We start from the raw sequence: 25,118 nt of genomic DNA, 5'->3' as shown, positions 1-25,118 counted from the left end.
CCGTTGGCACCGCCATGAGTGAAACCGTTTTTTCAATCTGAATGACCGCACGGCTTACTCCCTGAAGAACGCCGTGCCCCGAGATCCCATGTCCGCAAACCGCCGCCACCCGCTTCTTCCCTGCCATTACGGCTGGGTCATCGTTCTCACCGGGGCGTTGACTCTCTTTGCCTGCCTCGGCCTGGCCCGTTTTGCCTTTGGCATGCTGCTGCCGGCGCTGCGCAGCGGTCTCGGTCTCGGTTTCGACGAGATGGGTTTCATCAGCACCGGCAACTTCGCCGGCTACCTGCTGTCGGTTGCCGTCACCCCCTGGCTGCTGCGGCGCAGCGGGCCGCGGCTGTTGATCACCTGCGGGCTGCTGCTGATCGCCCTCTGCATGGTCGGCATCGGCCGCAGTGAGGGGCTGGTCACCGTCGTCCTCCTCTATGCCCTGATCGGCGTCGGCAGCGGCTTTGCCAACATTCCGGTGATGGTGCTGGTCTCCCACTGGTTTCGCCGCCAGCAACGGGGACGGGCCGCCGGGCTGATGACGATGGGGAACGGCGTCGCCATCGTCGCTTCGGGGCTGGTCATCCCCCTCCTCAACGGCGGGTTCGGCATCGACGGCTGGCGGATCAGCTGGTATTTGATCGGCGGCCTCACCCTCGGTGTGGCCCTGCTCGCCGCCCTGCTTTTGCGCAATGACCCCGCCGCCCTCGGGCTGGAACCGGTGGGAGAAAAGCGTGACCTGCCGGAGAGTCTGGTTGCCGGCAGCGAACCGCCCCATCCCGGACGCCTGCTCGGTCTGCTCGGGCTCCTCTACCTGGTCTTCGGCATCACCTACATGGTCTACGGCACCTTCATCGTCACCACCATGGTCGTCGAGTACGGTTTTGCCGAGGCCAGGGCCGGCCTCTTCTGGTCCTGGGTCGGGGCCTTCAGCCTCGTCTCGGGGGTCGGTTTCGGCATCCTTTCCGACCGCATCGGCCGCCGGCGCGGGCTGGCGACGGTCTTCATCATCCAGACCGCCGCCTACCTGCTCGCCGGGTCGCATCTCGGCACCGCCGCGCTGCTGCTGTCGGTGCTCCTCTACGGCATTGCCGCTTTCGCCATCCCGACCATCATGGCGGCGGCGGTGAGCGATTATTTCGGGCTCTCGCGGGCGGCGAGCGCCTTTTCGACCGTCACCCTCTTCTTTGCCGTCGGCCAGGTCTTCGGCCCGGGCGCAGCCGGCCTTCTGGCCGAGGCCTGCGGGACCTTCACCGTCAGTTTCCTCCTCTGTGGCCTTCTTACCGGTAGCGCCGCGCTGCTCGCCATGCGCCTCCCCGGGGTCGGCGCCAACGGCGGGGAAGGGGGGCGCTAGGATGGAAAACTTTATCCTGATCGGGCTCTTTGTCGGTCTCGGCATGCTCTTCCGGCGGCTCCCCGCCTTCCCCAAGGAGTCGAGCCAGGTCCTCAACATGTTCGCCCTCTATGTTTCGCTGCCGGCGGTGATCCTGCTGCAGGTGCCGAAGCTGACCTTCTCCGGCGAGGTCCTGGTGGCTGCGGTGGCTCCCTGGGGGATGCTCCTGGTCTCGGCGGCGCTGGTGCTGCTGGCGGCGCGCAGTTTCGGCTGGCCGCGGCCGGCGACCGGGGTGCTGCTGCTGGTGGTGCCGATCGGCAATACCTCCTTCATGGGGGTGCCGATGGTGAGTGCCTTTTTCGGCGCCGCCGGGCTCCCCTACCTGATCGTCTACGACCAGTTCGGTACCATGGCGATCTTCGCCACCTACGGGGCGGTGATCCTCGCCCTTTACGGCGGCGAGGGGGCGGTCAGCCTTGCCACCGTCGCCCGGCGGGCGCTCTTCTTCCCGCCGACCCTGGCGCTCCTGGCCGGCCTGGCCCATCGCCCCTGGCCCTATCCGGCGCCGCTGGTCAGCATCCTCCAGGGGATCGCCGCGACCCTGACCCCCCTGGTCATGACTGCGGTCGGTTTCCAGTTGCGGCTGCGGTTGCGGCCGACCCTGGTCGCCCCCCTCGGCTTCGGTCTCGCGGTGAAGCTGCTGCTGGCGCCGCTGATGGCCCTCTTCGTCTGCCGGCTGCTCGGCATGCACGGTATGGCGGTCGACGTCTCGGTTTTCGAGGCGGGGATGCCGCCGATGGTCACCGCCGGCGCCCTGGCGGTCGCCGCCGGCCTCGAACCGGACCTCGCGGCCGCCCTGGTCGGTCTCGGCATCCTCGCTTCCTTCGCCACCCTGCCGCTTCTTTACGGGGTGCTGCAGCTTTTTGCCTGAGCGATTGCAGCAAAGCGCTTTGGCATCCGGCCGCTCCTGTGGCAAACTGGGCAAAGACTCCGGCGTCTCCGCGCTGACTCCATCCTTCAGCTACTGGCCCCGGCCAGGAGGAAACCTATGCTTCACCTCGGCAAGACCCAGACCCTGACCATCTCCCACCTCGACCAGCGCGGCGCCTGGCTGGCGGCAGGTCCGGTGCTGGTGCTGCTGCCGAAAAACGAACTGCCGGCCGCTGCCCGTCCCGGGGATAAACTGAGTGTCTTCGTCTTTGGCGAAATCGCCGGGCAGGCGATGGCAACCCTGCGCCGGCCACGGGCCGAGGTCGGCGAATTCGCCCTCTTTCCGGTCAGCCAGGTCAATCCCCACGGGGTCTTTCTTGACTGGGGGATCGGCAAGGAACTGCTGGTGCCGCGCAGCAAACAACCGAAGCAGCTCGGCTCCGGCGACAGCTGCATCGCCCGGGTCGAACTCGACCGCGCGGGGCGTCCCTTCGCCAACGGCCGCATCGAGCAGCTTCTGGAACCGGCCGGCCCCGAGCTGAAGCCCGGCCGCAAGGTCAAGCTGCTGCTCTGGGCCTTCACCGACCTCGGCGCCAAGGTGATCGTCGAGCATCGCTATTCCGGGCTCCTCTACCGCGCGGAACTCCTCCCCGGGATGGTGCCGGGCGCGCTCTTCGACGGCTTCGTCAAGACCGTGCGCGCCGACGGCAAGCTCGACGTCACCCTGCGACGCGGCGGCAGGGAAGAGCTGGAGGAGGCACGCAAGGCGCTGCTGGCGGCCCTCGCCGGGTGCGACCTGCTGCCGCTGCATGACAACAGCCCGCCGGAGGCGATCCGGGCCCGGCTGGGGATGAGCAAAAAGCTGTTCAAGAAGGCCCTCGGCGGGCTATACAAGGCCGGCCTGGTCGAGCTGGTCGAGGGGGGCATCCGGCGCAAGAGGTGCTGAAGCGCCGGCCGGTGACGCTGCGTCCGGGCATTTCGGGAAAGGATTGGGAAGAGATGGCGATTCGGCTCGGCGATCTGCTACTGCAGGAAAAGCTGATTACTACGGCGCAACTGGAGGAGGCCCTCAAGTACCAGGTCATCTTCGGCGGCAAGCTCGGCACCAACCTGATCGAGATGGGCGCCATCGACGAGGCAACCATTACCCGGGTTCTGAGTCGCAAGTTCGGGGTGCCGGCGGTCGATCCGGACGAACTGCTGCAGATTCCGCCGCAGGCGCTGCAGGTCCTGCCGCGGGAGCTGGCGGAGAAGTACCGGGTTGTGCCGCTGCGGCTCAACAACCGGCGCCTGGCGCTGGTGATGACCGACCCCTCCGACCTCAAGGTTCTCGACGAGATCGCCTTTCGCACCGGCTGCATCATCCAGCCGCTGGTCGCGACCGAGTTGCGCATCGTCCATGTCCTGGAGCAGGCCTACGGCATTCCCCGGGAGCGCCGTTATATCAACGTGCTGCCGGAAATGGGGGGCGGCAACCGACCTTTCGGCGCCAAGCCCGTCGCCCCACCCGCACCGCAACCCAAGCCGCAACCCGCAGCGGTTCCGGTGGTCGAAATCCCCGATCTCGAAGCCCCTGTCGAGGAGGAGATCGTCGAGCTTGCCGCCGCCGACGAACTGATCGAAGTCCCGCCGGTCCCGCCGGTCCCGCCGGCCCCGGTGCCGCCCCCGGAAGTGCCGCCGGCGCCGGTTACCCTGGGCGAGGAGCTGATCGCGGCGCGCAACCGCGACGATATCCTCGACGCCATGGCCCGCTTTCTCGGCGGAGAGTTTCTTTACTCGGCCATCCTCCTGGTGCGCGGTGAGGTCGCCTTGGGGTGGAAGGCGACGGCCAGCGCCCGGGAGGTCCCCGGCTTCGGCGATCTCGAAATCCCCCTCGACGAAGCGTCGGTCCTCAAGACTGTGGCGGAGACCCGCGGCTACCATCTCGGCCCGCTGCCACGCACCCCCTTCAACTCGATGTTTCTGCAGGGGATGGGGGGGAGAGTGCCGGAGCGGGCGCTGCTGGTTCCGCTGTTGATGATGGGCAGGGTGGTGGCGATCCTCTACGTCGATGCCCCCGGGATCGAGCTCGGGCCGTTGCTCCCCGAGTTGCAGAAGCTGACCGCCAAGGCGGCGATGGCCTTCGAAATTCTCGTGTTGCAGAACAAGATTCTCAGTCTTTAGGCCGGGGCTTGCGCTGGGCAGATGCAAAAAGGGGACAACCGCCGGTTGTCCCCTTTTTGCGTCTCGTGGACCGGATGGGGTCAGTCGAGAAAGAGGTCGGGGATGAGCGGCGTTCCCGGGGCAACGGCGTAGCGCTCGAAGTCGGTCCTGCCGGCCGCGGCAAGCACCTCTTCGTCGATGAAGAAATTACCGCTGCACTCCCGGCTGTTGCGGGTGAGGATCTGGTGGGCGGCGTCGGCAAGAATCTCCGGGGTGCGGCAGGCGGCGGGTGGCACCCGGCCGCCGAGCATCGCCAGCGCCGCGGTGGCGATCACGGTGCGCGGCCAGAGGGCGTTGACGGCGATGCCGATTTTGGAGAACTCTGCGGCCAGGCCGAGGACGCAGAGGCTCATGCCGTACTTGCTGAGGGTGTAGGCGACGTGGTCCTTGAACCAGCGCGGGTTGAGATTGAGCGGCGGCGACATCGTCAGGATATGGGGATTCTCGGCCTGGCGCAGATGAGGCAGGCAGGCCTGGCTGCAGAGGAAGGTGCCGCGGGTGTTGACCTGGTGCATCAGGTCGAAGCGCTTCATCGGTACCGCATCGGTGCGGGCGAGGTAGATGGCGCTGGCATTGTTGACGAGAATGTCGATGCCGCCAAAGTGCTGCGCCGCCTGCGCCACCGCCGTCACGACCTGCTCCTCCTCGCGGATGTCGACCTGCAGCGGCAGGGCCTGGCCCCCCGCCGTCTCAATCTCTTCGGCCGCCGAGTAGATGGTGCCAGGGAGCTTGTCGCGCGAACGCACTGACTTGGCGGCGATGACGATATTGGCGCCGTCGGCGGCGGCGCGCAGGGCGATCGCCTTGCCGATGCCGCGGCTGGCGCCGGTGATGAAGAGGGTTTTGCCGGCGAGACTTTTCATGGGGAGACTCCTTCCAGCGTGACCCGGTTGCGGCCATTCTGCTTGCTCTGGTACATGAGGGCGTCGGCGCGCTCCAGCACGCTCTCCACCGTATCGCCGGGGACGGCGAGGGCGGCGCCGACGGACACTGTGACCCGCAGCACCTCCATCGCCGTCGGCAGTCCCGACTGCTCGATCATCGAACGGTAGCGTTCCGCAATGCGTTGCAGGGAGGTGCGATCGACGTTGGCGAGGACGGCGACGAACTCCTCTCCCCCCCAACGGCCGACCACATCGAAAGAACGCGCACAGCCGGCCAGGGTCTTGGCGGTCATCTTCAGGACCGCGTCACCGGTCTCGTGGCCATAGCTGTCGTTGAAGCTCTTGAAGTGATCGATGTCGAAGAAGAGGACGCCGAAGGGCCAGCCGTAGCGGCGCTGCTCCTCCAGGCGGGAGTGGAGAGTGATCTCAAGAAAACGCCGGTTGGCCAGGGCCGTCAGCGGATCGAGAAAGGCGAGTTCCTGCAACTCCTCGATCTGCTGCCGGGCGGCGTTCTGGCTGCTGTTGTCGCTGAAGATCTCCACCGCCCCGACGATCGCTCCCGCTTCGTCGTGAATCGGCGACACCCGCACCAGGACCGGCACCCGCTGGCCGTCGGCGTGGTGCATGAAAACCTCCGCCTGCCGTTCGTTGCCGTCCGCCATCGTCGCCGCCAGCGGGCAGCCGTCGAGGCAGAGGAGCTTGCCGTTGTCGTCCATGTGGACCAGGAGGTTGTCCCGGCAGCTCTTCCCCAGTACCAGGTCGGCCGAATAGCCGCTCAGCCGCTCGGCGCCGCGGTTCCAGTAGGTGATGATCCGGTCCCGGTCGACGAAATAGACCCCGTCGTAGAGGTTGTCGAGGAGTTGGCGGAAGAAGGGGTGATGATCCTGCATAGTGTCACCTTTCCAGGCGGTCGGGCAAAGGACGATCGAGCGCCTGCCGCACCTTCAGCAGCAGATCCTTGGGAGCGATCGGTTTGGCGATGAAGCCGGCGCCGGCCGCCGCCAGCTCGGCCTGGCGGGTGCCTTCCGGCGGATAGCCGCTCATGAAGAGTGCCTTCATCTCCGGCTGGAGGCGGCGGATCGCCTGGAACGTCTCCCAGCCGTTCTGTTTGGGGAGGACCATGTCAAGGAGACAGAGCCCGATCCTGGCGCCATGTTGGCGGCAGAGGTCGATGGCCGCGACGCCGTCCGCGGCCGCCAGGACCGTGTAGCCGGACTCTTCGAGGATGATCGTCAGCAGCTGCCGCATCACGGCCTCGTCATCCATCACCAGGACGGTTTCCTGCCCCCGCGGAGGCGCAGCGTCCGGCAGCGCTGCCGGCGCTTCGGTCGCCGGGTCGAGCAGCGGGAAGTAGAGGCGGAAGATGGTGCCGCGCCCCGCTTCGGAGTAGCAGTTGATATAGCCCTGATGCTGTTTGATGATGCCGTAACTGACCGCCAGGCCCAGACCGGTCCCCTTGCCGACCTCCTTGGTGGTAAAGAACGGCTCGAAGATGTGCTGCCGGACCGTCTCCTCCATCCCTGCGCCGGTATCGGCGACGGTCAGCAGGGCGTAGCGTCCCGGCGAGCCGAAGCCGTGGAGCCGGGTGAAGTCGGCGTCGAGGTGGATGCTGGCGGTCGTCACGCTGAGGGTGCCGCCGTCGGGCATGGCGTCGCGGGCGTTGGTCGTCAGGTTGAGAAGGACCTGCTCGATCTGGCCGGCATCGGCCCGGATCGTCAGCTGCTCCTGCGTCAGATCGAACTGGAAGGCGATCTCCACCCGGATCAGCCGGCGCAGCATCTTCTCCAGGCCGCGAATAATGCCGTTGAGGTCGACCGGCCGCATATCGATGGGACCCTTGCGGCTGAAAGTGAGCAGAGAGCGGGTCAGGACGGCGCCGCGCTCCGCCGCCGCCAGAATCTGCACGGCGTGGCCGTGCAGGGGGTGGTCCGTCTCCAGGTGTCTCTCCAGCAGGCTGGCGAAGCCGATGACCGCCGTCAGGATGTTGTTGAAGTCGTGGGCGATGCCGCCGGTGAGAGTGCCGACGGCCTCCAGCTTCTGTGCATGGCGCAGCTGGTTCTCGAGGTTTTTGCGGTCGGTGATGTCCTTGGCGATCGCCGAGGCGCCGGCGATCGCGCCGGCCGCGTTGCGGATCGGTGATACCGTCAGGGCCACGTCGAGGCGCCGCCCATCCTTGGCGATGCGCACGGTCTCGACATTCTCTATCCGCTCACCCCGCTCGACCCGGGCCAGAATCGCCGGCATCTCGTCGGCGGCGTCCGGGGGCGCCAGCAGACTGACGGAGCGGCCGAGAACTTCGTCGGCGGTATAGCCATAAAGGTTTTCCGCTCCCCGGTTCCAGCTGACGATCGTCCCCGCCAGGGTCTTGCCGATGATGGCGTCGTGGGACGATTCGACGATCGCCGCCAGAAAGGCCCGCTCCGCCTCCGCCTCCTTGCGCGCGGTGATGTCTGTCACCATCCCCTCGAAATAGGGATCCTTGACGCCGTTGCGTGCCAGGCGGAGGTTGAGGGAGACCGTGATCGGCGCGCCATCTCGGCGCCGGAAACGGGTTTCGAAACCGCGCACCACCCCAGCGGCGTCGAGGCTGGCAAGCAAGCGCCGCCGGTCGGCGGGGTCGAAGTAGAGCTGTCCGCCGATATCCTCGATCTCCCGGATCAGTTCCTCGGGGCTGCCATAGCCGAGCATCGTCGCCAGGGCCGGATTTGCCGCCAGGAAGCGCCCCTCCCGGGTAGTCTGGAGGATCCCTTCGATCGCCTGGTCGAAAATGGTCCGGTATTTCGCCTCGGCCCGGGTCAGCTCCCGGGTTCGCTCTGCCACCCGCAGCTCAAGCTCGGCATTGGCGGCGGCGAGGGCCGCTTCGCTCTGCTTCAGGCTGCGGAAGATCAGATCAAAGGGGCGTACCAGCCCGGTCTGGATAATCGCCCGGTAGACGAGATAGAAGGAGGCGATCTTGAAGATATGGCCGACCAGGTTGGAGAGGCCGTAGACGCTCACATAGAAGGTGAAGGCGAGTTCCGCGCCGATGGTCAGCAGGATGGAACCGGCCAGCAGCTGAAAGACATCCCGGGTGAATTCCTGCCGGCGCCGCCAGAGCAGGACCAACCCGCCGGCCAGCAGCAGGCTGATCAGGTATTCGCTGCCGATCTTGAAGGGGGTGAGACCGCGGCCCACGACAAAGCAGTCGGGGAAGAGCCCGGGGCGGCTGAGCGCCCAGAAGAGCAGGGCGGTGAGCAGGGCGTAAACCGCCAGGACCTGCCGCTGCGGCAGGCGTCTGCCGATGAAAAAGGCCGCGGCGACCAGGGATGCGCTTTGCAGGTAACGGGCCGCGATCCAGAGCTGGGTCGGCAGGTTGGGGTCGCCGCCGGAAAAGACCCCCATCCCCTGGTAGGCGAGGGTGTGGACGAGATCGATGGCGCCGATGAAGAGGTAGGCGATGCCGATCAGGAGGAGGTAGCCGTTGGTCAAAAAGCGCCGGGTATGCCAGGCGATGGTAAAGGTGCCAAAGGCGACCAGAATGCTGAAGAGCTCGGCGAGGCTGTGAAACAGGAGGTAGTTGAAGCGGCTTGTCAGGTAGAGACCGGCGCTGGCCGCAAGGGCGATAAGCAGGGGGGCGGCTTCAAGACGCAGGCCGGAGCCGGCGATGGCCAGTTCTTCCGTTGCGGCATTCATCGGTCGAGAACCTCACGGACCTTCCGTAGCAGGTCGTGGGGGCGCATCGGTTTCTGGATGAAATCGAGCTCCGGGTCGACGACGCCGTGACGGTGGATGATGTCGGCGGTATAGCCGCTGATGAAGAGGACCCGCAGGTCGGGGACCAGCCGGAGCATCTCGTCGCGGACTGCCTTGCCGTTGAGTTTCGGCATCACCACGTCGAGGATCGCCAGGTCGATCTCCTGCCGGTGCGAGCGGAAGAGCTCCAAAGCCTCTTCGCCATCGGTGGCAGCGAGGACCCGGTAGCCGAACTGGGTCAGGACCTCCGTCGCCAAGGAGCGCAGCAGGGTATCGTCGTCGGCGACCAGGATCGTCTCGCTCCCACCGGGAAGCGTCGCTTCCAGAACCTCATGCGCAGGCGCAAGGGGTTCTTCACTGGTGCAGGGGAGGTAGATATTGAAGGTGGTTCCGGCCCCCGGCTCGCTGTAGACGTTGAGATAGCCCCCGTGCTGTTTGACGGTGCCGTAGACCATCGCCAGGCCGAGACCGGTCCCCTTGCCGACCTCCTTGGTGGTGAAAAAGGGCTGGAATATCCGGCGCTGGGTCTCCTCGTCCATGCCGATGCCGGTATCGGAAAAGGAGATCAGGGCGTAGGCGCCGGGTTCGCCGAAGCCGTGGGAGTGCCGGAAGGCTTCATCCAGGGTTGCCTGCCGGGTTTCGATGGAGATCACCCCGCCGGTCGGCATCGCATCCCGGGCATTGGTCGCCAGGTTCATCAGCAGGTGTTCGAACTGGCCGCGGTCGGCGCGGACCACCAGGGGTTCCGGAGCCAGGATGGTGCGCAGCTCGATGTTTTCGCTGATCACCCGGCGCAGGAACCCTTCGATCTTGCGGATGGCTGCGTTGAGTTCTATCGGCTCCAGGTCGATGACCTGCTTGCGGCTGAAGGCGAGCAGGCTCTGGGTCAGCTCAGCGGCGCGATTGGCGGCGGCGAGGATCTGGCTGGCGTTGTGGCGGAGGGGGTGCTTTGCCTCCAGCTTCATCTCGAGGAGGGAAGCATAACCGATGATGGCGGTGAGAATGTTGTTGAAGTCGTGGGCCACCCCGCCGGCGAGCTGTCCCACCGCCTCCAGCTTCTGCGCCTGCTGCAGCTGTCGCTCCAGGTCCTTGCGCTCGGTGATCTCCTCCTTGATGGCGATGTAATGGGTAATGGCGCCCTGCGCATCCTTGACCGGGGCGATAGTGGTCGCATCCCAGAAGAGGGTGCCGTCCTTGGCGCGGTTGAGAAATTCCCCCTGCCAGACCTGGCCGGCGGTGATGGTTTCCCACAGCCGCTGATAGTCCCGCTCCGGGGTGCGCCCCGACTTGAGAAGGCGCGGGGTCTGTCCGCGCGCCTCGGCGGCGCTGTAGCCGGTAATCTCGCTGAACCTGGGATTGACGAACTCGATGCGACCCTGGGCATCGGTGATGAGGATGGCGACCGGGCTCTGGTTGATGGCAGTGGAGAGCTTGCGCAGCTCCATCTCGGCCGCCCGGCTGGCGGTGATATCCCGGGAGGTGATGGAGATCCCGCTGAGGGCCCCGGCCAGGTCGGGAAGGGGGGAGAGGGTGAGGGCGACCCAGATCGGGCGCCCCTCCTTGTGCCGGCGTTCCGCGATGTAGTTGTCGATCACCTCGCCGGCCTCGATGCGCGCGATCAGCGCGGCGTATTCATCGCCGCTCGCCGGCGGGAGGAGGAGGGAGACGGGCTGACCGAGCACCTCGGCGGCTTTGTAGCCGTAGATTTTTTCCGCGCCGGGATTCCAGCTGAGAATGGTCTGGTTCAGGTCGATGGCGAAGATGGCGTCGTTGGAGGCGCGGATGATGGCGGCGAGGAATTTCTCCCGCTCCGCCGCCTGCGCCCATTCCTGGACCTGGCGGCGGCCGCGGAGCCAGAAGCCGCCGAGCAGGGCCATGCCGAGCAGCCAGATCAGGCCGAAGGAGAGACTGAAGCTGGTCAGTCCCTCCCGTTCGATGGCGAGGTACGGGGCGAGGGGGATGGAGACCGACAGACCGCCGCGGATATCGCCGACCCGGTAGCCCTGCCGGGCATGGCACTTCAGACACCCTTGCTGGGTGATCATCGGTTTCATAAGCCGCAGGAAGGGCTGCCCCTCGATCTCGCTGACCCGGGTTACCTCGGTGGCGCCGTTGGCAAAGGCCGCAAGCGCCTGGCGTTCCCAGGGGTCGGGAGCATTGATCGGGTTGAGCGGGTCGAGGCTGGTCAGATGGCCGCGCACGCCGTACAGCTCCTGGTACTGGCTCATCGCCTGGCGCATGATGTAGGCGGGGTTCATCAGGGTGAGCCGGCGTCCGTCGGGGAGGTCGATGTCCCGGTGGGGGAGGTGGCTCAGGTAGGGGTTGGGGGGGGTCTCCTCGGTAACCGGAACGTAGACCCCGCCGTGGCCGGTCGCCCAGAAACGGAAGGACTGGTCCTTGTTGAAGGTGGCCAGGGCTTCGAGGCGGGCATGGTCCAGGGTGTTCGCTTTTTCAATGTGGATGCTCCAGGCCAAGAAGCCGGCGCAGAGGAGGGAGAAGACGAGGCCGAAGAGGAGGCAGCGCCGGCCGTGCCGGCGCAGGGCCCGCAGGCGGAGCGATTTACTCTTCGGGGTCGTTCCGGCCGCCGGCGCAACGGGCATGCACTCCTCCTTGGAACGGAATTGTACCAGCCCCCCAGCGGAAAGCTTAGCCGGCAGCCGGGGAGAGTCAAGCGCCTCGCCGGGAGTGCTGCCGGGAGCTGTCCTGTCATCCCTTTCCTGTTAGACTTCTCCTGACCTTTCCCCTTTTCCCCCAGGAGATGATCGCGATGCGTGTCGAAAGCGATGTCAAGCTCGGTTTCAAGGATGTCCTGATCCGTCCCAAGCGCTCGACCCTGGCCAGCCGGGCCGCGGTCGATCTCGAGCGCAGCTTCACCTTTCTGCACAGCCGCCGCGAATGGCGCGGGGTGCCGCTGATTGCCGCCAATATGGATACCGTCGGCACCTTCGAGGCGGCGGCGGTCCTCGCCCGTCACGGCCTGCTCACCGCCATTCACAAACACTACCCGGTCGCCGCCTGGGACGATTTCCTCGCCGGGCAACCGGCCTCGATCTTTCAGCGGGTGATGGTCAGCACCGGCTCCGCCGAGGCCGATTTCGCCCGGCTGCAGGAGATCCTGGGGCGCCACCCGCAGCTCGAATTCATCTGCATCGATGTCGCCAACGGTTACGCCGAGAGCTTCGTCGCCTTTGTCCAGAAGGTTCGCAGCACCTTTCCGGAGCAGACGATCGTCGCCGGCAATGTCGTCACCGGCGAGATGGTCGAGGAACTCCTCCTCTCCGGTGCCGATATCGTCAAGGTCGGCATCGGCCCCGGCTCGGTCTGTACCACCCGGCTCAAGACCGGGGTCGGCTACCCGCAACTGTCGGCGGTGATCGAGTGCGCCGACGCCGCCCACGGCCTCGGCGGGCGCATCATCGCCGACGGTGGCTGCACCTGTCCCGGTGACGTCGCCAAGGCTTTCGGCGGCGGCGCCGATTTTGTCATGCTCGGTGGCATGTTCGCCGGCCACGATGAAAGCGGCGGCCAGGTCATCGAACGGGGGGGGCAGACCTTCAAGCTCTTCTACGGCATGAGCAGCGCCACCGCCATGGAGAAGCACGCCGGCGGTATCGCCGAGTACCGCTCTTCCGAGGGGAAGACGGTGGAGGTCCCCTATCGCGGCCCGATCGAGGAGACGGTCCGGGATATTCTCGGTGGCCTGCGCTCGGCCTGCACCTATGTCGGCGCCGGCGCGCTGCGCGAGCTCTCCAAGCGCACCACCTTCATCCGCGTCGTCGAGCAGGAGAATCGCAGCTTTTCCTGATCGCCGCCGCGTCAATCGTTCCGGGAGGTGCCTGGCCCGCCCGCGAAAAAAGGAGCACGAGGGAAACGATGGACTATTACCGGCAGTCGGTCGATGAAGTGGTGGCGCAGTTGCAGACCACGGCGGCAGGGCTCACCACGGAAGAAGCCCGGCGGCGGCTCCAGCATTGCGGTCCCAACCGCCTGGAGACGACCTCGACACTTCGCCCCTTGATTCTCTTTCTCAACCAGTTCAAGAGTTTCATCATCTATATCCTGCTCTTTGCGATGCTCTTCGCGCTGGTGATCGGCGAGTATGTCGATACCGCGATCATTTTCGCCATCCTGCTGGCGAACGCCCTGATCGGCTTTTTCCAGGAACTGAGCGCCCATCGCTCCCTCGACGCACTGAAGAAGATCAGTACCCTTCAGGCAACCGTATTGCGCGACGGCCAACTGCGCCGTATCAACGCCGCCGACCTGGTTCCCGGCGATATCGTCGAACTGGCTGCCGGGGACAAGGTCCCGGCCGACCTGCGGATCGTGACCGCAACCCGGCTGCAGGTGGAAGAGTCGACCCTGACCGGCGAAAGTGTACCGGTCGAAAAAAATAGTCAAGCCCTTGAGCAGGAAGCGCCACTCGGCGACCGCCATAACCTCCTCTTCTCGGCGACCACGATCGCGGCCGGTCATGCCCGGGCGGTGGTGATCGCCACCGGCATGGCGACCGAGCTGGGCCGGATTGCGACCCTGGTCCGCGAGTCGGGGGAGGAGCAGACCCCGTTGCAGCGGCGCCTCGACCAGTTCGGGCGCAAGTTGGGTTTCGCCATTATCGGCATCTGTCTCCTCGTCTTCTTCCTCTCCTTCTTCAAGGCCTATCTAGCCGGTGCGTTGAGCGCGGAGGTGAGTGTCGCCTTTATCTTCGTCGCCATCAGCCTGGCGGTGGCGGCGGTACCGACGGCCCTGCCGGCGGTGGTGACCATCGCGCTCAGCATCGGCGTCAAGCGCCTGCTGGCGAAAAAAGCGCTGGTGCGCAACCTCGCCGCGGTTGAGACCCTGGGGAGCTGCGACGTCATCTGCACCGACAAAACCGGGACCCTGACCGAAAACCAGATGACCGTCCGCCATGCCTGGACCCTGGCCGGCGAGGTGACTTTTGCCGGCTCGGGGTATACGCCGGAAGGGGAGGTGACCGGGCCGGTGGCTGAGCGTCTGCTGCGCTGCGGCCAGCTCTGCAACAATGCCAGCCTCTTTGTGGAGGAGGGGCGCTGGCTGATCAGCGGTGACCCGACCGAGGCCGCGCTCCTGACCAGCGCCGCCAAGGCCGGTGTCGCCGTCGATGCCCGGCGCCGCGATGAGCTCCCCTTCGATTCGGATCGCAAGCGGATGAGCGTGCGCGTTCTTCTGGCGGCGGAGGGGACGGAGCTGGTCCTCACCAAGGGCGCCCTCGACAGCGTTCTCGCCCGCTGCAGCACGATTCTCGTTGGCGACGAGACGGTGCCGCTGACACCCGAGCATGTGGCGGCGATCGAGGCGCAAAATGAGCACTATGCCGCCAGCTCCCTGCGGGTGCTCGCTTTTGCCGAAGGGCGCCTCGCCGCCGATGACCCGCTTTCGGAAGAAGGCCTCACCTTTCTCGGCCTGCAGGCGATGATCGATCCGCCCCGTCCCGACGTGATCGAGGCGATCACCCGCACCCGGCAGGCGGGGATCCGGGTGATCATGATTACCGGCGACTATGGCGAGACGGCGCGGGCCATCGGTCGGGAGATCGGTATCGAAGGCGATTTGCTGCGCGGGAACGAGGTCGAATCCCTCGACGAGGCAGGTCTGAGAGCGGCGTTGCAGGGGGGAGTGAACCTCTTCTCGCGGGTCAGTGCCGAGCACAAGCAGCGGATCGTCGCCGCCCTGCAGGCGCTGGGGCACACCGTCGCCATGACCGGCGACGGTGTCAATGACGCCCCGGCCCTGAAAAAGGCGAATATCGGTGTCGCGGTGGGTAGTGGCACCGAGGTGGCCAAGGAAGCGGCCGACTTCGTACTCCTCGATGACAGCTTCACTCACATCGTCAACGCCATCGAGGAGGGGCGCGGCATCTACGACAACATCCAGAAATCGATCATGTTGCTCTTGTCGGGCAATCTCGGCGAGGTGCTGATCATCTTCCTGGCGACCCTCTTCGGCATGAACCTCCCCCTGACCGCGATCCTGCTATTGTGGATCAACCTGGTGACCGATGGCGCCCCGGCCCTCGCCTACAGCGTCGATCCCTACGGCAGGGAGATCATGCGGCGGCCGCCGAAATCCCGCAACGAGGGGATCCTGCCACTTCCCCGCCTCGCCCTGCTTGGTCTCCTCGGTCTCATCGGCACCGCCATCGCGCTCGTCCTTTTCGCCCATTTCGGGGGGAATTCTGCCGATCCCCAGGCCCTGGTGCATGCCCAGACCGTGGTCTTCAATTTCGTTGTCCTCTACGAGGTGATCCTGACTTTTGTCATTCGCGCCGGGTACCAGGTCCCCTTCTGGACCAACCGCTGGATCTGGGCCGCCGTTCTCCTCTCCGTGGTCCTGCAGGGGCTGCTGATGTACACCCCGCTGGCGGCCGTTTTTCGGATCGTCCCCCTCACCGGGGCCGAACTTGCCGAGCTTCTGACCGGGGGGATCCTCTTCGCGATGATGGCCTTTCTTTGTCAGGCGGGGGTGCGCCGGTGGCTGGGCGCGGCGTGAGGAGGACTTTACGTTGCCGATGGGGCAGGCGGGGGGGGGAGGGACTGCAAAGGAAAAGAGAGGTCCGCCTTTCCGGTGACTGCGAAAGGCGGACCGATGTTGGGAACTATTCGCGGACGAAGGTGTCGATATCGGTTTCGTGTACCATTCCCATCAGCCGGGCGTACTCGGACTCGATGAGGAGGTAGTGGTTGTGGGTCGACTTGGCGTTGGCCTCGTAGACCGCCCGCACTTCGGGGTCGGCAATCTTTTCTGCCATGCTGCGCAGATGTTTTTCGAGCTGCTGTTCCTTTTCCATGGCGAGCTCCATCGCCTTGCGCTCGTCGAGGGTCGGCAGCAACTGGCGCTCCTTGGCGCCGAGCCAGTCCGAATCGTCGCTCACATCCGTTTTGATGAATTCCTCGAAGCTGCCGAGGCCGGCCCCCTTGTAGACCTTGAAGAACCAGTCGGCGTGCTCGCGCTCCTCCCGGGCCAGCAGTTCGAAGGTCTTGACCGCTTCCGGGTCCTTCATGTGGCGCGCACAGTGGGTGTAAAAGTCCATGGCGTTCTTTTCGGTCTGGATCGAGCGGCGCACCGCCTCCTGTACATCAATTTTGTCCGACATCCAAAATTCTCCTTTGTTGGATTGAACCGTCATGGTTGGCCTGAGGAAAGTTCAGAAAAGGTAGCCGATTCAGCGGCTGGTTGTCAACCTGCCAGAGCCGTTCCGGCGGTTGCTGCTAGAATGAAATGGAAACCGGCAAGTCGGTTCCCCGAGGAGATGGAGCACAATGAAAGCGAGGCCGGAATTCCCCTTGAGCGTTTTTTATGATGGCTCCTGCCGCGTCTGTTCCCGGGAAATTGATCACTACCGGAACCTGGAGCACGGCGGCAAGCTGATCTTTGTCGATATCAGCGCCCCTGATTTCGAGCCGGCCCTTTACGGCCGGAGCCGCCGGGAGTTCATGGTGCAGATGCATGTCCGTGACGCGGGCGGACGCTACTTTCTGGGCGTCGACTCCTTCCCGGCGATCTGGGAGGCGTTGCCCGGCCCCGGCTACCATCGGCTCGCGAAATTGATCCGCCTGCCGGGGATTCACCTGCTGGCGACCCTCGGCTACAGGCTCTTCGCGCGACTGCGGGTTTACCTGCCCCGTCGCCGTGATTGTGGCCAGGGGCATTGCGACATCGGTCATTCGCGCTGAGGAACCCGGATCGGGGCCGGAACAGGCTGCCTCCCCTGAATACGAGAGGGGCGACCTGTCGAGGTCGCCCCTCCCGTTTTCGTTCTTGGCCCCGGTCAGGCGCCAGCGCCGGCCGCAGCCGGCGGGACGAAAACCCGCTGGCCCAGTTCCTGGTCGAGGAGCAACAGGCCGCGTCCGTCCCCTTCGACACGTTTCAGCTTGCGGATGATCAGGGAGAAGTTGGACTCCTCCTCGACCTGCTCGGTGACGAACCATTGCAGCATGATCTGCGCCGCATGGTTGCTCTCGGCCTTGGCCAGGTCCATGAGTTTGTTGATGCTGTCGGTGACGAACCGCTCATGTTCCAGGCCGTATTCAAAGGCTTCGAGGGGCGACTTGAAGTCATTGCGCGGGCCGGCGATCGGCAGCAGGTTGGTGCGGCTGTTGACATCACAGATGAAATTGAAAAAACGTTCGCCGTGGGTCATTTCCTCCAGGGCCTGAACCCGCATCCAGGTGGCGAACCCGGGCAGATCCTCGGCCTGGAAATAGCCCGCCATCGCCATGTAGAGATAGGCCGAGAAGAATTCGTTCTTCATCTGTTCGTTCATCGCATCCTGTAGCTTGGTACTAAGCATTTATGCCTCCATGATGAGCGTTACGGCTGGTGAAGTGGCTGCCCGATTTATATCACGGTGCGCCGTTTTGTCCAGTTGCCGACTTCTCTTGGCGAGGGATGGAACGGGCTCCGATGAGGAGCAGCGGGCAAACGCTGATTGGCGTTGATCTGGAAAAAATAACGGAATGACCCTTGAGTTTGGTTGCAGATGCCCTGGAATCTTACCCGAGGTCACCCGTTTCAACGCTTCCCTCGCGTCGGGCTCCATGCTAGCATAGCGGCGAGAGATACTAAAGTTCGGAATCCCCGCCGCCCACCTTTTCCTTTTCCCAGCCAGGACCTCGCGTGCAGATTAAATCGACCGAATTCTTGAAAAGCTGTACCGCTCCCGGCCATTATCCCGAGGCGCTCTGGCCGGAGATCGCTTTCGCCGGGCGCAGCAATGTCGGCAAGAGCAGCCTGATCAACACCCTCCTCAACCGGCGCGCGCTGGTCCGTACCTCCTCCACGCCGGGGCGCACCCAGTTGCTCAACTTCTTTCTCGTCAACGGCGAGCTCGGCCTGGTCGACCTCCCCGGCTACGGCTTTGCCAAGGTGCCGATGGCGGTGCGCAAGGATTGGGGGCCGATGGTGCGGACCTACCTTGAGACCCGTTCCTGCCTGCGGGCGGTCGTTCTGCTCTTCGATGTGCGCCGGGTCCCCTATGGGGAAGACCTGCAGCTTCTCGACTGGCTCGAGGAGTTCGGCGTGCCGACTATCCCGGTGATCACCAAGGTGGACAAGATCAGCCGCGGCCAGCGCGCCCGCCAGCTCGCGCCGATCTTCGCGGCGACCGGTCTGCCGGCCGACGCCTTCACCCTCTTCTCAGCCAAGACCCGCGAAGGTCGGGATGAGATCTGGCAACGCCTCGGCGTCGCCCTGGAAGAGGCCGGCAAGGAGTAGCCAGCTCGTCTTTGGTATTCCCGTTGACAGGCTCTGCGCGCCTCTGCTACAAAAGAGCGACAATCAACCATTCGGGTGCCTGCCCGCGTCGCGAGATGCCGGCGGGAGAATAGGGAAGAGGGTGAGACTCCCTCGCTGCCCCGCAACTGTAAGTGGTGATGACCGCCGATCGAGCCACTGTCCCTTCCCGGGACGGGAAGGCACGGCCAGTAAATCGACCCACGAGCCAGGAGACCTGCCCGGATGTCGCAGTAACGAACCCTTCGCGGGAACGGTTCGGGTCTTCATGGTGCATTGTGCCAGCCGGCCCCGATTTCTCGCGAAATCGGGGCTTTTCTGTAGGCCGGGGGAGTGAATATGCCACAGCCGGGACTGGTCCAGGTCTATACCGGAGCCGGAAAGGGGAAGACGACCGCCGCCACCGGGCTGGCGCTGCGTGCCCTCGGCCAGGGGCTGCGGGTGCTGCTGGTCCGGTTTCTGAAGTCGGCGGATTCGATCAGTGGTGAGGTCGCCATTCTGGAAACCCTGCCCGGTATCGAAATCATCACCGCCGGGATCGGCATTATCGGCCAGCGGCCGCCGCCAGCGCTGGTCACCGAGTCGGTGCGTCAGGCCTTCGCACGGGGCCGGGCGCGGGTTCTGTCCGGGGAAATCGATCTGGCGATCTTCGATGAAGGGAACAATGCCCTGCACCGGGGCGATCTCGCTCTTCAGGAGGTGCTGCAGCTGATCGCGGAGCGTCCGGCCCATGTCGAACTCCTCTTCACCGGCCGCCATGCCCCGGACGAACTGGCCGCCCGGGCCGACCTGGTGACGCGGATGGAGGCGGTGCGTCACCCCTACTCCGAGGGGATTCCGGCCCGCGCCGGAATCGAATACTGAACCCATGGCCGAGTTGATCTTCATTACCGGGGGGACCCGTTCCGGCAAGAGCGCTTACGCCCAGCGCCGCGCCGAAGGGCACCCCGGGTCGCTCCTTTTTGTAGCGACCGGGAGGGGCGGCGATGACGAGATGCGGGAGCGTATCGCCCGCCACCAGGCGGCCCGCGGCCCGCGCTGGGACACCCTGGAGGAACCTCTGGAGTTGACCTTGCGTCTGCCGGCCGCGGCCGTGGGGCGAGGGGCCGTCCTGATCGACTGCCTGACCCTGTGGCTCTCCAACGCGTTCTTTCACCATGGCGAAGCCGCCGGGCCGGTCCTTGCCGCGGTGGAGCAGCTGGTGGCTCAGTTGCGGCAGCTAGCCGCCCCGGTCTACCTGGTCAATAACGAACTCGGGGCCGGCATCGTGCCGGATAACCCGATGGCCCGCCAGTTCCGCGATCTCGCCGGTGAGGCCGGCCAATTGCTGGCCGCAGCCGCCAGCGAGGCCTGGCTGGTCGTCGCCGGGTTGCCGCTGCGGCTGAAATAGACGACCCGATCTTTTGAAATTGCCAGGGAGTGAATTTCGATGACTTTGCAGGAGACCCTCGACCGGATTGAGCCGGTCTCGACCGCCAGGCTGGCGGCCGTGCAGGCCCGCCTCGATCAGCAGACCAAGCCCTGCGGCTCCCTCGGCCGCCTCGAAGAGTTCGCCCGGCGCTTTGTCGCCATCAGCGGCCGGGAGACGGTGCGCGCCAAGACCATCTTTACCTTTGCCGGCGATCACGGCGTCTGCGCCGAGGGGGTCAGCGCCTTCCCCCGCGCGGTGACGCCGCAGATGGTTCTCAACTTCCTCGCCGGCGGCGCTGCGGTGAACGCCCTGGCGCGTCAGGTCGGTGCCGGGGTGACGGTGGTCGACATGGGGGTCGATTACGACTTTCCTCCCCACGCGGGGTTACTCGACCGGAAGATCGCCCGCGGCACCGCCAACCTCGCCCTTGGCCCCGCCATGAGCCGCGCGCAGGCGGTGCAGGCCCTCGAGACCGGCATCGCCGTTGCCGAGGAGTGCGTCGCCCGGGGGATCGACCTGGTCGGTACCGGTGACATGGGGATCGGCAATACCACCCCCTCGGCGGCCATTGCCGCCGTCTTCACCGGACTGCCGGTGGAAGCGGTGACCCACCGCGGCACCGGCATCGACGATGCCGGCCTGGTGCGCAAACTCTCGGCCATATCCCGGGCGTTGCAGGTCAACCGTCCCGACCCCAAGGACCCGGTCGATGTCCTCGCAAAGGTCGGCGGCTTCGAAATCGGCGGTATCGCCGGGCTGGTCCTCGGCTGCGCAGCGCTCAAGCTGCCGGTCGTTGTCGACGGCTTTATCTCCACCGCCGGCGCCCTGATCGCAGTGCAGCTCCACCCCGAGGTCAGGGACTATATCTTCGCTGCCCACCAGTCGGTGGAGGTTGGCCATACCGCCATGCTCGAACGGATTGGCCAGAAGCCGATTCTCGATCTGCAGATGCGCCTGGGCGAAGGGACCGGGGGGGCGCTGGCGATGGGGCTGATCGAGGCGGCGTTGCGCGGCCTGCGCGAAATTGCCACCTTTGACGATGCCGGGGTCAGCCGCGGGAGCGATGCATGAAAGAGCAGTGGGACGATTTCCGGGCCGCCATCGCCTTCCTGACGGTCTTCCCGGTGGCTCGCAACCTGGCGCTGGAGCCGCCGCGGCTCGCCCGCAGCATGGCCTTCTTCCCGGCGGTCGGCCTCACCCTCGGCCTGCTGCTGGTGGTGGCCGACTGGTTCCTCGGGCTGCTGCTGCCGCGGGCGGTGCTCGACGCGCTCCTGCTGCTGCTGCTGATCGGCGCCACCGGCGCCCTGCACCTCGACGGCATCGCCGACCTGATTGACGGTCTCGCCGGCGGGCGCGACCGGGAGGGAATCCTCCGTATCATGAAGGACAGCCGGGTTGGCGCCATCGGCGCCGTCGGCCTGGTCATGACCCTGCTCCTCAAGTACCTGAGCCTGACCAACATTCCGCTCCCCGCCAAGGCGGCGGCGCTGGTGCTGATGCCGGCGGCCGGGCGCTGGATCCAGGTGGTGCTGGCGGTCAACTGCCGCTACCTGCGGGCCGAGGGCGGCACCGGCAGGATCTTTGTCGAGCAGGTCGGCGAGCGGGAAATGCTGATCGCCACGGCGACGCTGCTGGCCGCCGTCCTTGTCCTGTTCCATCTCCAGGGGATCCTCCTCTTCTTCCTGCTGGCGGTGGTGGCAGCCCTGCTGATCCGCTACTTCAACCGCCGTCTCGGTGGTGTGACCGGCGATGTCCTCGGCGGCGCCACCGAGGTCGTTGAGATCGTGGTCCTGCTGCTGGTGCTGGCAGTGAGCCACTGATGGTCGCCCCGGAAAGGAAGCTGTCATGACCCGGACCCGCATCTACCTCGTGCGCCATGGCCAGGTGGTCGGCCACGAGGAAAAACGCTACAACGGCCAGGGCGATGTCCCCCTCACCCCCCGGGGGGAGGCCCAGTTCGGCATGCTGCAGCTGCGCCTCGCCGGCAAGCCGATCAAGGCGGTCTATTGCAGCGACCTGCAGCGCACCCTGCTGGGGGCCCGGGTGTTGGCGCAACCCTTTGCCCTGCAGCCGGCGGCGCTCGCCGACCTGCGGGAACTGCACATCGGCGCCTGGGAGGGGATGACCTGGCAGGAGCTGAAAAGCCGCTATCCGCAGCAGTGGCAGGCGCGGTTGGACGACGTTGTTCACTACCGGGTTCCGGGAGGGGAAAACCTGATCGATCTCGCCGGCCGGGTGCTGCCGGCGATACGGGGAATCGTCGCCCGTCATCAGGGCGAGGAGGTGGTCGTGGTGGCCCACGGCGGCGTCAACCGGGTAATTCTGCTCGATGCTATCGGCGCCCCCCTCCAATCGCTCTTCAGTGTCGAGCAGGATTACGGCTGCCTCAATATCATCGACTATTTCGCCGACGGGAATTCGGTCGTGCGCCTGCTCAATGGCTGATGTCATGCGTCCGCTGCTGATCGCCGCCCCGGCCAGCGGTTGCGGCAAGACCACCGTCACCCTCGGCCTGCTCGCCGCAATGCGCCGGCGCGGCCTGGTGGTGGCGCCATTCAAGGTCGGCCCCGACTTTATCGACCCCGGCCACCACGCCGCCGCCTGCGGGGGCAGCAGTCGCAATCTCGACGGCTGGATGTGCGGCGAGGCCTGGGTCCGGGAAAGCTTTGCGCGGAGCAGCGCCGGTGCCGATCTGGCGGTCATCGAGGGGGTCATGGGCCTCTTCGACGGCGCGGCGGGTGGCAGTGACACCGGGTCCAGCGCCGAGATCGCCCGCTGGCTCGGCGCCCGGGTGCTGCTGGTGATCGATGCCCGCGCCCAGGCGCGCAGCGCTGCGGCGCTGGTGCAGGGCTTCGTCAACTTCGAGCCACGGCTCGAGTTTGCCGGCGTCCTCTGCAACCGGGTCGGCAGTGACAACCACCGCGCCCTGCTCACCGAAGCCCTCGCCGCGGTCCCCGGCCTCCCCCCCCTTCTGGGTTGCCTGCCGCGGGCGGCGGAGCTGGCCCTGCCGGAGCGCCACCTCGGGCTCGTCACCGCTGGCGATTGCGGCCGCGACGAAGAGTTTTTCGCCCGTCTGGCCGACGCGATCGAGCGTCATGTCGATCTCGACCGGCTGCTGGGCGGAAGGGGTCGGCTGGACGGAAGGGGTCAGGTCTTGACATGGGACACTCGTGTCCCATGTCAAGACCTGACCCCAAGGATTCGGCCCCCAAAGGTTCGCATCGGCGTCGCCCGCGACGCGGCTTTCTGTTTCTACTACCCGGAAAACCTCGAACTGCTGGCGGCGGCGGGGGCGGAACTGGTCGAATTCTCGCCGCTCTCCGACGGGCGGTTGCCCGAGGGCCTCGACGGTCTCTACCTCGGCGGCGGCTATCCCGAGCTGCATGCCGACCAGCTGGCGGGCAATCGCTCTCTGCTCGATGGGTTAAAGCAGGCGGCCGCCGCCGGCCTGCCGATCTACGCCGAATGCGGCGGGCTGATGCTCCTTGCCGAATCGATCGACGGGCGAGCGATGACCGGCATTTTCCCCGGCGCGGCGCGCCTCCTGCCGCGCCGCAAGGCCCTTGGCTATCGCGCGGTCACCCTGCGCAAAGATACGCTGCTTGGCCCGGCCGGCACCGTGGTGCGCGGGCACGAGTTCCACTACTCGGAGTTCGAGCCCGGCGCCGTTGTCGATCGCGTCTACCGGGTCAGCCGTCGCGACGGGGCCGCCCTGGCCGACGAAGGTTTTCGCCGCGGCAATCTGCTCGCATCCTATATTCACCTGCATTTCGGCAGCAACCCGCAGGTGGCGGAGCACTTCGTCACTTGTTGCCGCAATCACCGTCCCTGACCGGACCGAGAAGGGAAATAAGTAATGCTGACTCAGATTGAACAGGCCCGGAAAGGGATCATCACTCCCCAGATGGAGGCCGTCGCCCGCTCCGAGGAGATGGCTTCCGAATATGTCAGGCAGATGGTCGGTGAAGGAAAGATCGTCATCCCCTGGAACCACAACCGCCAACCGCAGGCGGTCGGCATCGGCCTGGGCCTGCGGACCAAAGTCAATGCCTCCATCGGCACCTCTTCGGATATCATCGATTACGCCGCCGAGGTACGCAAGGCACAGGCGGCGCAGGCGGCCGGCGCCGATACCCTGATGGAGCTTTCCGTCGGCGGCGACCTCGACCGGGTGCGCCGCGAGGTGATCGCCGCCGTCGACCTGCCGGTCGGCAACGTCCCTCTCTACCAGGCCTTTTGCGAGGCGGCGCGGCGTTACGGCGACCCCAACAAGCTCGATGCCGAACTCCTCTTCGACCTGATCGAGCAGCAGTGCGCCGACGGCATGGCCTTCATGGCGGTCCATTGCGGCATCAACCTCTACACCATCGAACGCCTGCGCAAGCAGGGGTACCGCTACGGCGGGCTGGTTTCCAAGGGGGGGGTGTCGATGGTCGCCTGGATGCTCGCCAACGGCCGTGAGAACCCTCTCTACGAGCAGTTCGACCGGGTGGTCGGCATCCTCAAGAAGTACGATACCGTCCTCTCCCTTGGCAACGGCCTGCGCGCCGGAGCGATCCACGACTCCTCGGACCGGGCGCAGATCCAGGAGCTGCTGATCAACTGCGAACTCGCCGAACTGGGGCGGGAGATGGGGTGCCAGATGCTGGTCGAGGGACCAGGCCACGTACCGCTCGACGAGGTCAAAGGGAACATCCAGTTGCAAAAAAGGATGAGCGGCGGCGCTCCCTACTACATGCTCGGTCCTATCGCCACCGATGTCGCTCCCGGCTACGACCACATCACCGCGGCGATCGGCGCCGCCCAGTCGAGCCGCTTCGGCGCCGACCTGATCTGCTACATTACCCCCGCCGAGCATCTTGCCCTCCCCAACGAAGCGGACGTGGTGGCCGGGGTCAAGGCGGCGAAGATCGCCGCCTACATCGGTGACATGAACAAGTACCCGGAAAAAGGGCGCCAGCGCGACAAGGCGATGAGCAAGGCGCGCCGCGACCTCGACTGGCCGCGGCAGTTCGACCTCGCCCTCTTTCCCGACGACGCCCGGGCGATCCGCGCCAGCCGTACCCCGGAAGACGAAGCGACCTGCACCATGTGCGGCGACTTCTGCGCCAGCCGCGGCGCCGGGGCGCTGTTCAAGGGGGATCTGCGGGGGGATAAGATCTGAGGCAATTCACACCGGGGTAAACGAAAATGAGAGCGTAGAAAGTTTCCAGAAGGGAGCAATTATGTTTCAGATCAAGGAAGGTTTACTGGGACGCGGAGGCGTAGCGGCAGCTACGCCGCACAAGGCCCAGGAAACCTGACGCGGAGCTGGGACAAAAGGGCCGCTTCCATAGATAAGAGTGTTTCGACCGCCGATGGCAAACGAGGTCGGAGGACCTCGTTT

General features: G+C 65.8%; 21 protein-coding genes and 1 riboswitch. Of the genes, 15 read left to right on the top strand and 6 right to left on the bottom strand.

The genetic code is table 11. From position 1 onward, the window contains the following. Window positions 1–88: 88 nt before the first annotated feature. The 4 genes from ACYQ8E_RS09355 (at window position 89) to ACYQ8E_RS09340 (ending at window position 4,414) form a co-directional block, all read left to right on the top strand. On the top strand, window positions 89–1,342 hold the full coding sequence (locus ACYQ8E_RS09355; RefSeq protein WP_459860746.1) for an MFS transporter: 1,254 nt from the start codon (window positions 89–91) through the stop codon (window positions 1,340–1,342). Between the two features lies 1 nt (window position 1,343). Continuing rightward, window positions 1,344–2,252 carry an AEC family transporter gene (locus ACYQ8E_RS09350; RefSeq protein ID WP_066728573.1) on the top strand — a complete coding sequence of 303 codons (909 nt, stop codon included), beginning with the start codon at window positions 1,344–1,346 and terminating at the stop codon, window positions 2,250–2,252. A 117-nt stretch (window positions 2,253–2,369) separates the two neighbouring features. Further along, window positions 2,370–3,197, top strand: a complete 828-nt coding sequence (locus ACYQ8E_RS09345; RefSeq protein WP_066728571.1) for a CvfB family protein — start codon at window positions 2,370–2,372, stop codon at window positions 3,195–3,197. Window positions 3,198–3,250: 53 nt separating this feature from the next. After that, a complete protein-coding gene (locus ACYQ8E_RS09340) occupies window positions 3,251–4,414 on the top strand; it encodes a GspE/PulE/PilB domain-containing protein (RefSeq protein WP_066728566.1) in 1,164 nt (387 codons plus the stop codon). A gap of 80 nt (window positions 4,415–4,494) precedes the next feature. On the opposite strand, the gene ACYQ8E_RS09335 is transcribed toward ACYQ8E_RS09340, so the two are convergent. Genes ACYQ8E_RS09335 through ACYQ8E_RS09320 form a run of 4 tightly spaced genes read right to left on the bottom strand, consistent with a single transcriptional unit; the run spans window position 4,495 to window position 11,669 of the window. Then, window positions 4,495–5,316, bottom strand: a complete 822-nt coding sequence (locus tag ACYQ8E_RS09335; RefSeq protein ID WP_066728562.1) for an SDR family oxidoreductase — start codon at window positions 5,314–5,316, stop codon at window positions 4,495–4,497. Further along, complete coding sequence (locus ACYQ8E_RS09330; protein ID WP_066728561.1) at window positions 5,313–6,227, bottom strand: sensor domain-containing diguanylate cyclase; 915 nt, start codon at window positions 6,225–6,227, stop codon at window positions 5,313–5,315. Before ACYQ8E_RS09330 ends, ACYQ8E_RS09335 begins: the two co-directional genes overlap by 4 nt. 4 nt (window positions 6,228–6,231) lie before the next feature. Beyond that, the gene (locus ACYQ8E_RS09325) at window positions 6,232–9,009 is read right to left on the bottom strand and encodes an MASE3 domain-containing protein (RefSeq protein ID WP_066728559.1); all 2,778 of its coding nucleotides are present in this window, start codon (window positions 9,007–9,009) and stop codon (window positions 6,232–6,234) included. Next, a complete protein-coding gene (locus ACYQ8E_RS09320; protein WP_066728557.1) occupies window positions 9,006–11,669 on the bottom strand; it encodes a PAS domain S-box protein in 2,664 nt (887 codons plus the stop codon). Before ACYQ8E_RS09320 ends, ACYQ8E_RS09325 begins: the two co-directional genes overlap by 4 nt. A gap of 167 nt (window positions 11,670–11,836) precedes the next feature. Here ACYQ8E_RS09320 and ACYQ8E_RS09315 point away from each other — a divergent pair, with 167 nt between their 5' ends. Further along, window positions 11,837–12,874 (top strand): GMP reductase, encoded by a 1,038-nt coding sequence (locus tag ACYQ8E_RS09315; RefSeq protein WP_066729875.1) that lies wholly within the window; start codon window positions 11,837–11,839, stop codon window positions 12,872–12,874. A 68-nt stretch (window positions 12,875–12,942) separates the two neighbouring features. Further along, entirely contained in the window at window positions 12,943–15,579 is a 2,637-nt protein-coding gene (locus ACYQ8E_RS09310) for a cation-translocating P-type ATPase (protein ID WP_459860741.1), read from the top strand. A 106-nt stretch (window positions 15,580–15,685) separates the two neighbouring features. Here the strand turns inward: ACYQ8E_RS09310 and ACYQ8E_RS09305 are convergent, their stop codons facing one another. Then, window positions 15,686–16,183 (bottom strand): ferritin-like domain-containing protein, encoded by a 498-nt coding sequence (locus ACYQ8E_RS09305; protein ID WP_066728555.1) that lies wholly within the window; start codon window positions 16,181–16,183, stop codon window positions 15,686–15,688. 166 nt (window positions 16,184–16,349) lie between these two features. On the opposite strand from ACYQ8E_RS09305, the gene ACYQ8E_RS09300 reads away from it, so the two are divergent. Continuing rightward, entirely contained in the window at window positions 16,350–16,763 is a 414-nt protein-coding gene (locus ACYQ8E_RS09300) for a thiol-disulfide oxidoreductase DCC family protein (RefSeq protein ID WP_066728553.1), read from the top strand. A 95-nt stretch (window positions 16,764–16,858) separates the two neighbouring features. Here ACYQ8E_RS09300 and ACYQ8E_RS09295 read toward each other — a convergent pair whose 3' ends face one another. After that, complete coding sequence (locus ACYQ8E_RS09295; protein ID WP_066728551.1) at window positions 16,859–17,380, bottom strand: ferritin; 522 nt, start codon at window positions 17,378–17,380, stop codon at window positions 16,859–16,861. A 326-nt stretch (window positions 17,381–17,706) separates the two neighbouring features. On the opposite strand from ACYQ8E_RS09295, the gene yihA reads away from it, so the two are divergent. From yihA to thiC, 8 genes are all read left to right on the top strand, one after another. Continuing rightward, entirely contained in the window at window positions 17,707–18,303 is a 597-nt protein-coding gene (yihA, locus tag ACYQ8E_RS09290; RefSeq protein WP_066728549.1) for a ribosome biogenesis GTP-binding protein YihA/YsxC, read from the top strand. Between the two features lie 56 nt (window positions 18,304–18,359). Next, window positions 18,360–18,559: riboswitch (cobalamin riboswitch) on the top strand. Window positions 18,560–18,660: 101 nt separating this feature from the next. Then, entirely contained in the window at window positions 18,661–19,185 is a 525-nt protein-coding gene (locus tag ACYQ8E_RS09285; protein ID WP_066728547.1) for a cob(I)yrinic acid a,c-diamide adenosyltransferase, read from the top strand. A 4-nt stretch (window positions 19,186–19,189) separates the two neighbouring features. Beyond that, on the top strand, window positions 19,190–19,711 hold the full coding sequence (gene cobU / locus ACYQ8E_RS09280; RefSeq protein WP_066728545.1) for a bifunctional adenosylcobinamide kinase/adenosylcobinamide-phosphate guanylyltransferase: 522 nt from the start codon (window positions 19,190–19,192) through the stop codon (window positions 19,709–19,711). 39 nt (window positions 19,712–19,750) lie between these two features. Next, window positions 19,751–20,803, top strand: a complete 1,053-nt coding sequence (cobT, locus tag ACYQ8E_RS09275) for a nicotinate-nucleotide--dimethylbenzimidazole phosphoribosyltransferase (protein WP_066728543.1) — start codon at window positions 19,751–19,753, stop codon at window positions 20,801–20,803. Beyond that, complete coding sequence (gene cobS / locus ACYQ8E_RS09270; protein ID WP_066728541.1) at window positions 20,800–21,552, top strand: adenosylcobinamide-GDP ribazoletransferase; 753 nt, start codon at window positions 20,800–20,802, stop codon at window positions 21,550–21,552. Before cobT ends, cobS begins: the two co-directional genes overlap by 4 nt. Before the next feature lie 25 nt (window positions 21,553–21,577). Next, window positions 21,578–22,177: an alpha-ribazole phosphatase gene (cobC, locus tag ACYQ8E_RS09265; RefSeq protein WP_066728539.1), complete on the top strand. Its 600-nt coding sequence runs from the start codon at window positions 21,578–21,580 to the stop codon at window positions 22,175–22,177. 4 nt (window positions 22,178–22,181) lie between these two features. Further along, window positions 22,182–23,564 (top strand): cobyrinic acid a,c-diamide synthase CobB, encoded by a 1,383-nt coding sequence (locus tag ACYQ8E_RS09260; protein ID WP_066729873.1) that lies wholly within the window; start codon window positions 22,182–22,184, stop codon window positions 23,562–23,564. Window positions 23,565–23,588: 24 nt separating this feature from the next. Continuing rightward, the gene (thiC, locus tag ACYQ8E_RS09255) at window positions 23,589–24,896 is read left to right on the top strand and encodes a phosphomethylpyrimidine synthase ThiC (RefSeq protein WP_066728537.1); all 1,308 of its coding nucleotides are present in this window, start codon (window positions 23,589–23,591) and stop codon (window positions 24,894–24,896) included. Window positions 24,897–25,118: the final 222 nt, after the last annotated feature.

Source organism: Desulfuromonas carbonis (assembly GCF_054658035.1).
The sequence above is the reverse complement of the archived record's forward strand: the minus strand, read 5'-3'. Positions and strand labels throughout refer to the sequence as shown.

Excerpts from the sequence above, each read along its gene's own strand:
- ACYQ8E_RS09295 (WP_066728551.1), bottom strand. The coding sequence starts at position 17,380 with ATGCTTAGTACCAAGCTACAGGATGCGATGAACGAACAGATGAAGAAC.
- thiC (WP_066728537.1), top strand. The coding sequence starts at position 23,589 with ATGCTGACTCAGATTGAACAGGCCCGGAAAGGGATCATCACTCCCCAG.
- ACYQ8E_RS09300 (WP_066728553.1), top strand. The coding sequence starts at position 16,350 with ATGAAAGCGAGGCCGGAATTCCCCTTGAGCGTTTTTTATGATGGCTCC.
- ACYQ8E_RS09310 (WP_459860741.1), top strand. The coding sequence starts at position 12,943 with ATGGACTATTACCGGCAGTCGGTCGATGAAGTGGTGGCGCAGTTGCAG.
- ACYQ8E_RS09355 (WP_459860746.1), top strand. The coding sequence starts at position 89 with ATGTCCGCAAACCGCCGCCACCCGCTTCTTCCCTGCCATTACGGCTGG.
- ACYQ8E_RS09315 (WP_066729875.1), top strand. The coding sequence starts at position 11,837 with ATGCGTGTCGAAAGCGATGTCAAGCTCGGTTTCAAGGATGTCCTGATC.
- cobT (WP_066728543.1), top strand. The coding sequence starts at position 19,751 with ATGACTTTGCAGGAGACCCTCGACCGGATTGAGCCGGTCTCGACCGCC.
- ACYQ8E_RS09285 (WP_066728547.1), top strand. The coding sequence starts at position 18,661 with ATGCCACAGCCGGGACTGGTCCAGGTCTATACCGGAGCCGGAAAGGGG.
- ACYQ8E_RS09260 (WP_066729873.1), top strand. The coding sequence starts at position 22,182 with ATGCGTCCGCTGCTGATCGCCGCCCCGGCCAGCGGTTGCGGCAAGACC.
- ACYQ8E_RS09305 (WP_066728555.1), bottom strand. The coding sequence starts at position 16,183 with ATGTCGGACAAAATTGATGTACAGGAGGCGGTGCGCCGCTCGATCCAG.
- ACYQ8E_RS09320 (WP_066728557.1), bottom strand. The coding sequence starts at position 11,669 with ATGCCCGTTGCGCCGGCGGCCGGAACGACCCCGAAGAGTAAATCGCTC.
- ACYQ8E_RS09340 (WP_066728566.1), top strand. The coding sequence starts at position 3,251 with ATGGCGATTCGGCTCGGCGATCTGCTACTGCAGGAAAAGCTGATTACT.
- cobU (WP_066728545.1), top strand. The coding sequence starts at position 19,190 with ATGGCCGAGTTGATCTTCATTACCGGGGGGACCCGTTCCGGCAAGAGC.
- ACYQ8E_RS09330 (WP_066728561.1), bottom strand. The coding sequence starts at position 6,227 with ATGCAGGATCATCACCCCTTCTTCCGCCAACTCCTCGACAACCTCTAC.
- cobC (WP_066728539.1), top strand. The coding sequence starts at position 21,578 with ATGACCCGGACCCGCATCTACCTCGTGCGCCATGGCCAGGTGGTCGGC.
- ACYQ8E_RS09345 (WP_066728571.1), top strand. The coding sequence starts at position 2,370 with ATGCTTCACCTCGGCAAGACCCAGACCCTGACCATCTCCCACCTCGAC.
- ACYQ8E_RS09335 (WP_066728562.1), bottom strand. The coding sequence starts at position 5,316 with ATGAAAAGTCTCGCCGGCAAAACCCTCTTCATCACCGGCGCCAGCCGC.
- cobS (WP_066728541.1), top strand. The coding sequence starts at position 20,800 with ATGAAAGAGCAGTGGGACGATTTCCGGGCCGCCATCGCCTTCCTGACG.
- ACYQ8E_RS09325 (WP_066728559.1), bottom strand. The coding sequence starts at position 9,009 with ATGAATGCCGCAACGGAAGAACTGGCCATCGCCGGCTCCGGCCTGCGT.
- ACYQ8E_RS09350 (WP_066728573.1), top strand. The coding sequence starts at position 1,344 with ATGGAAAACTTTATCCTGATCGGGCTCTTTGTCGGTCTCGGCATGCTC.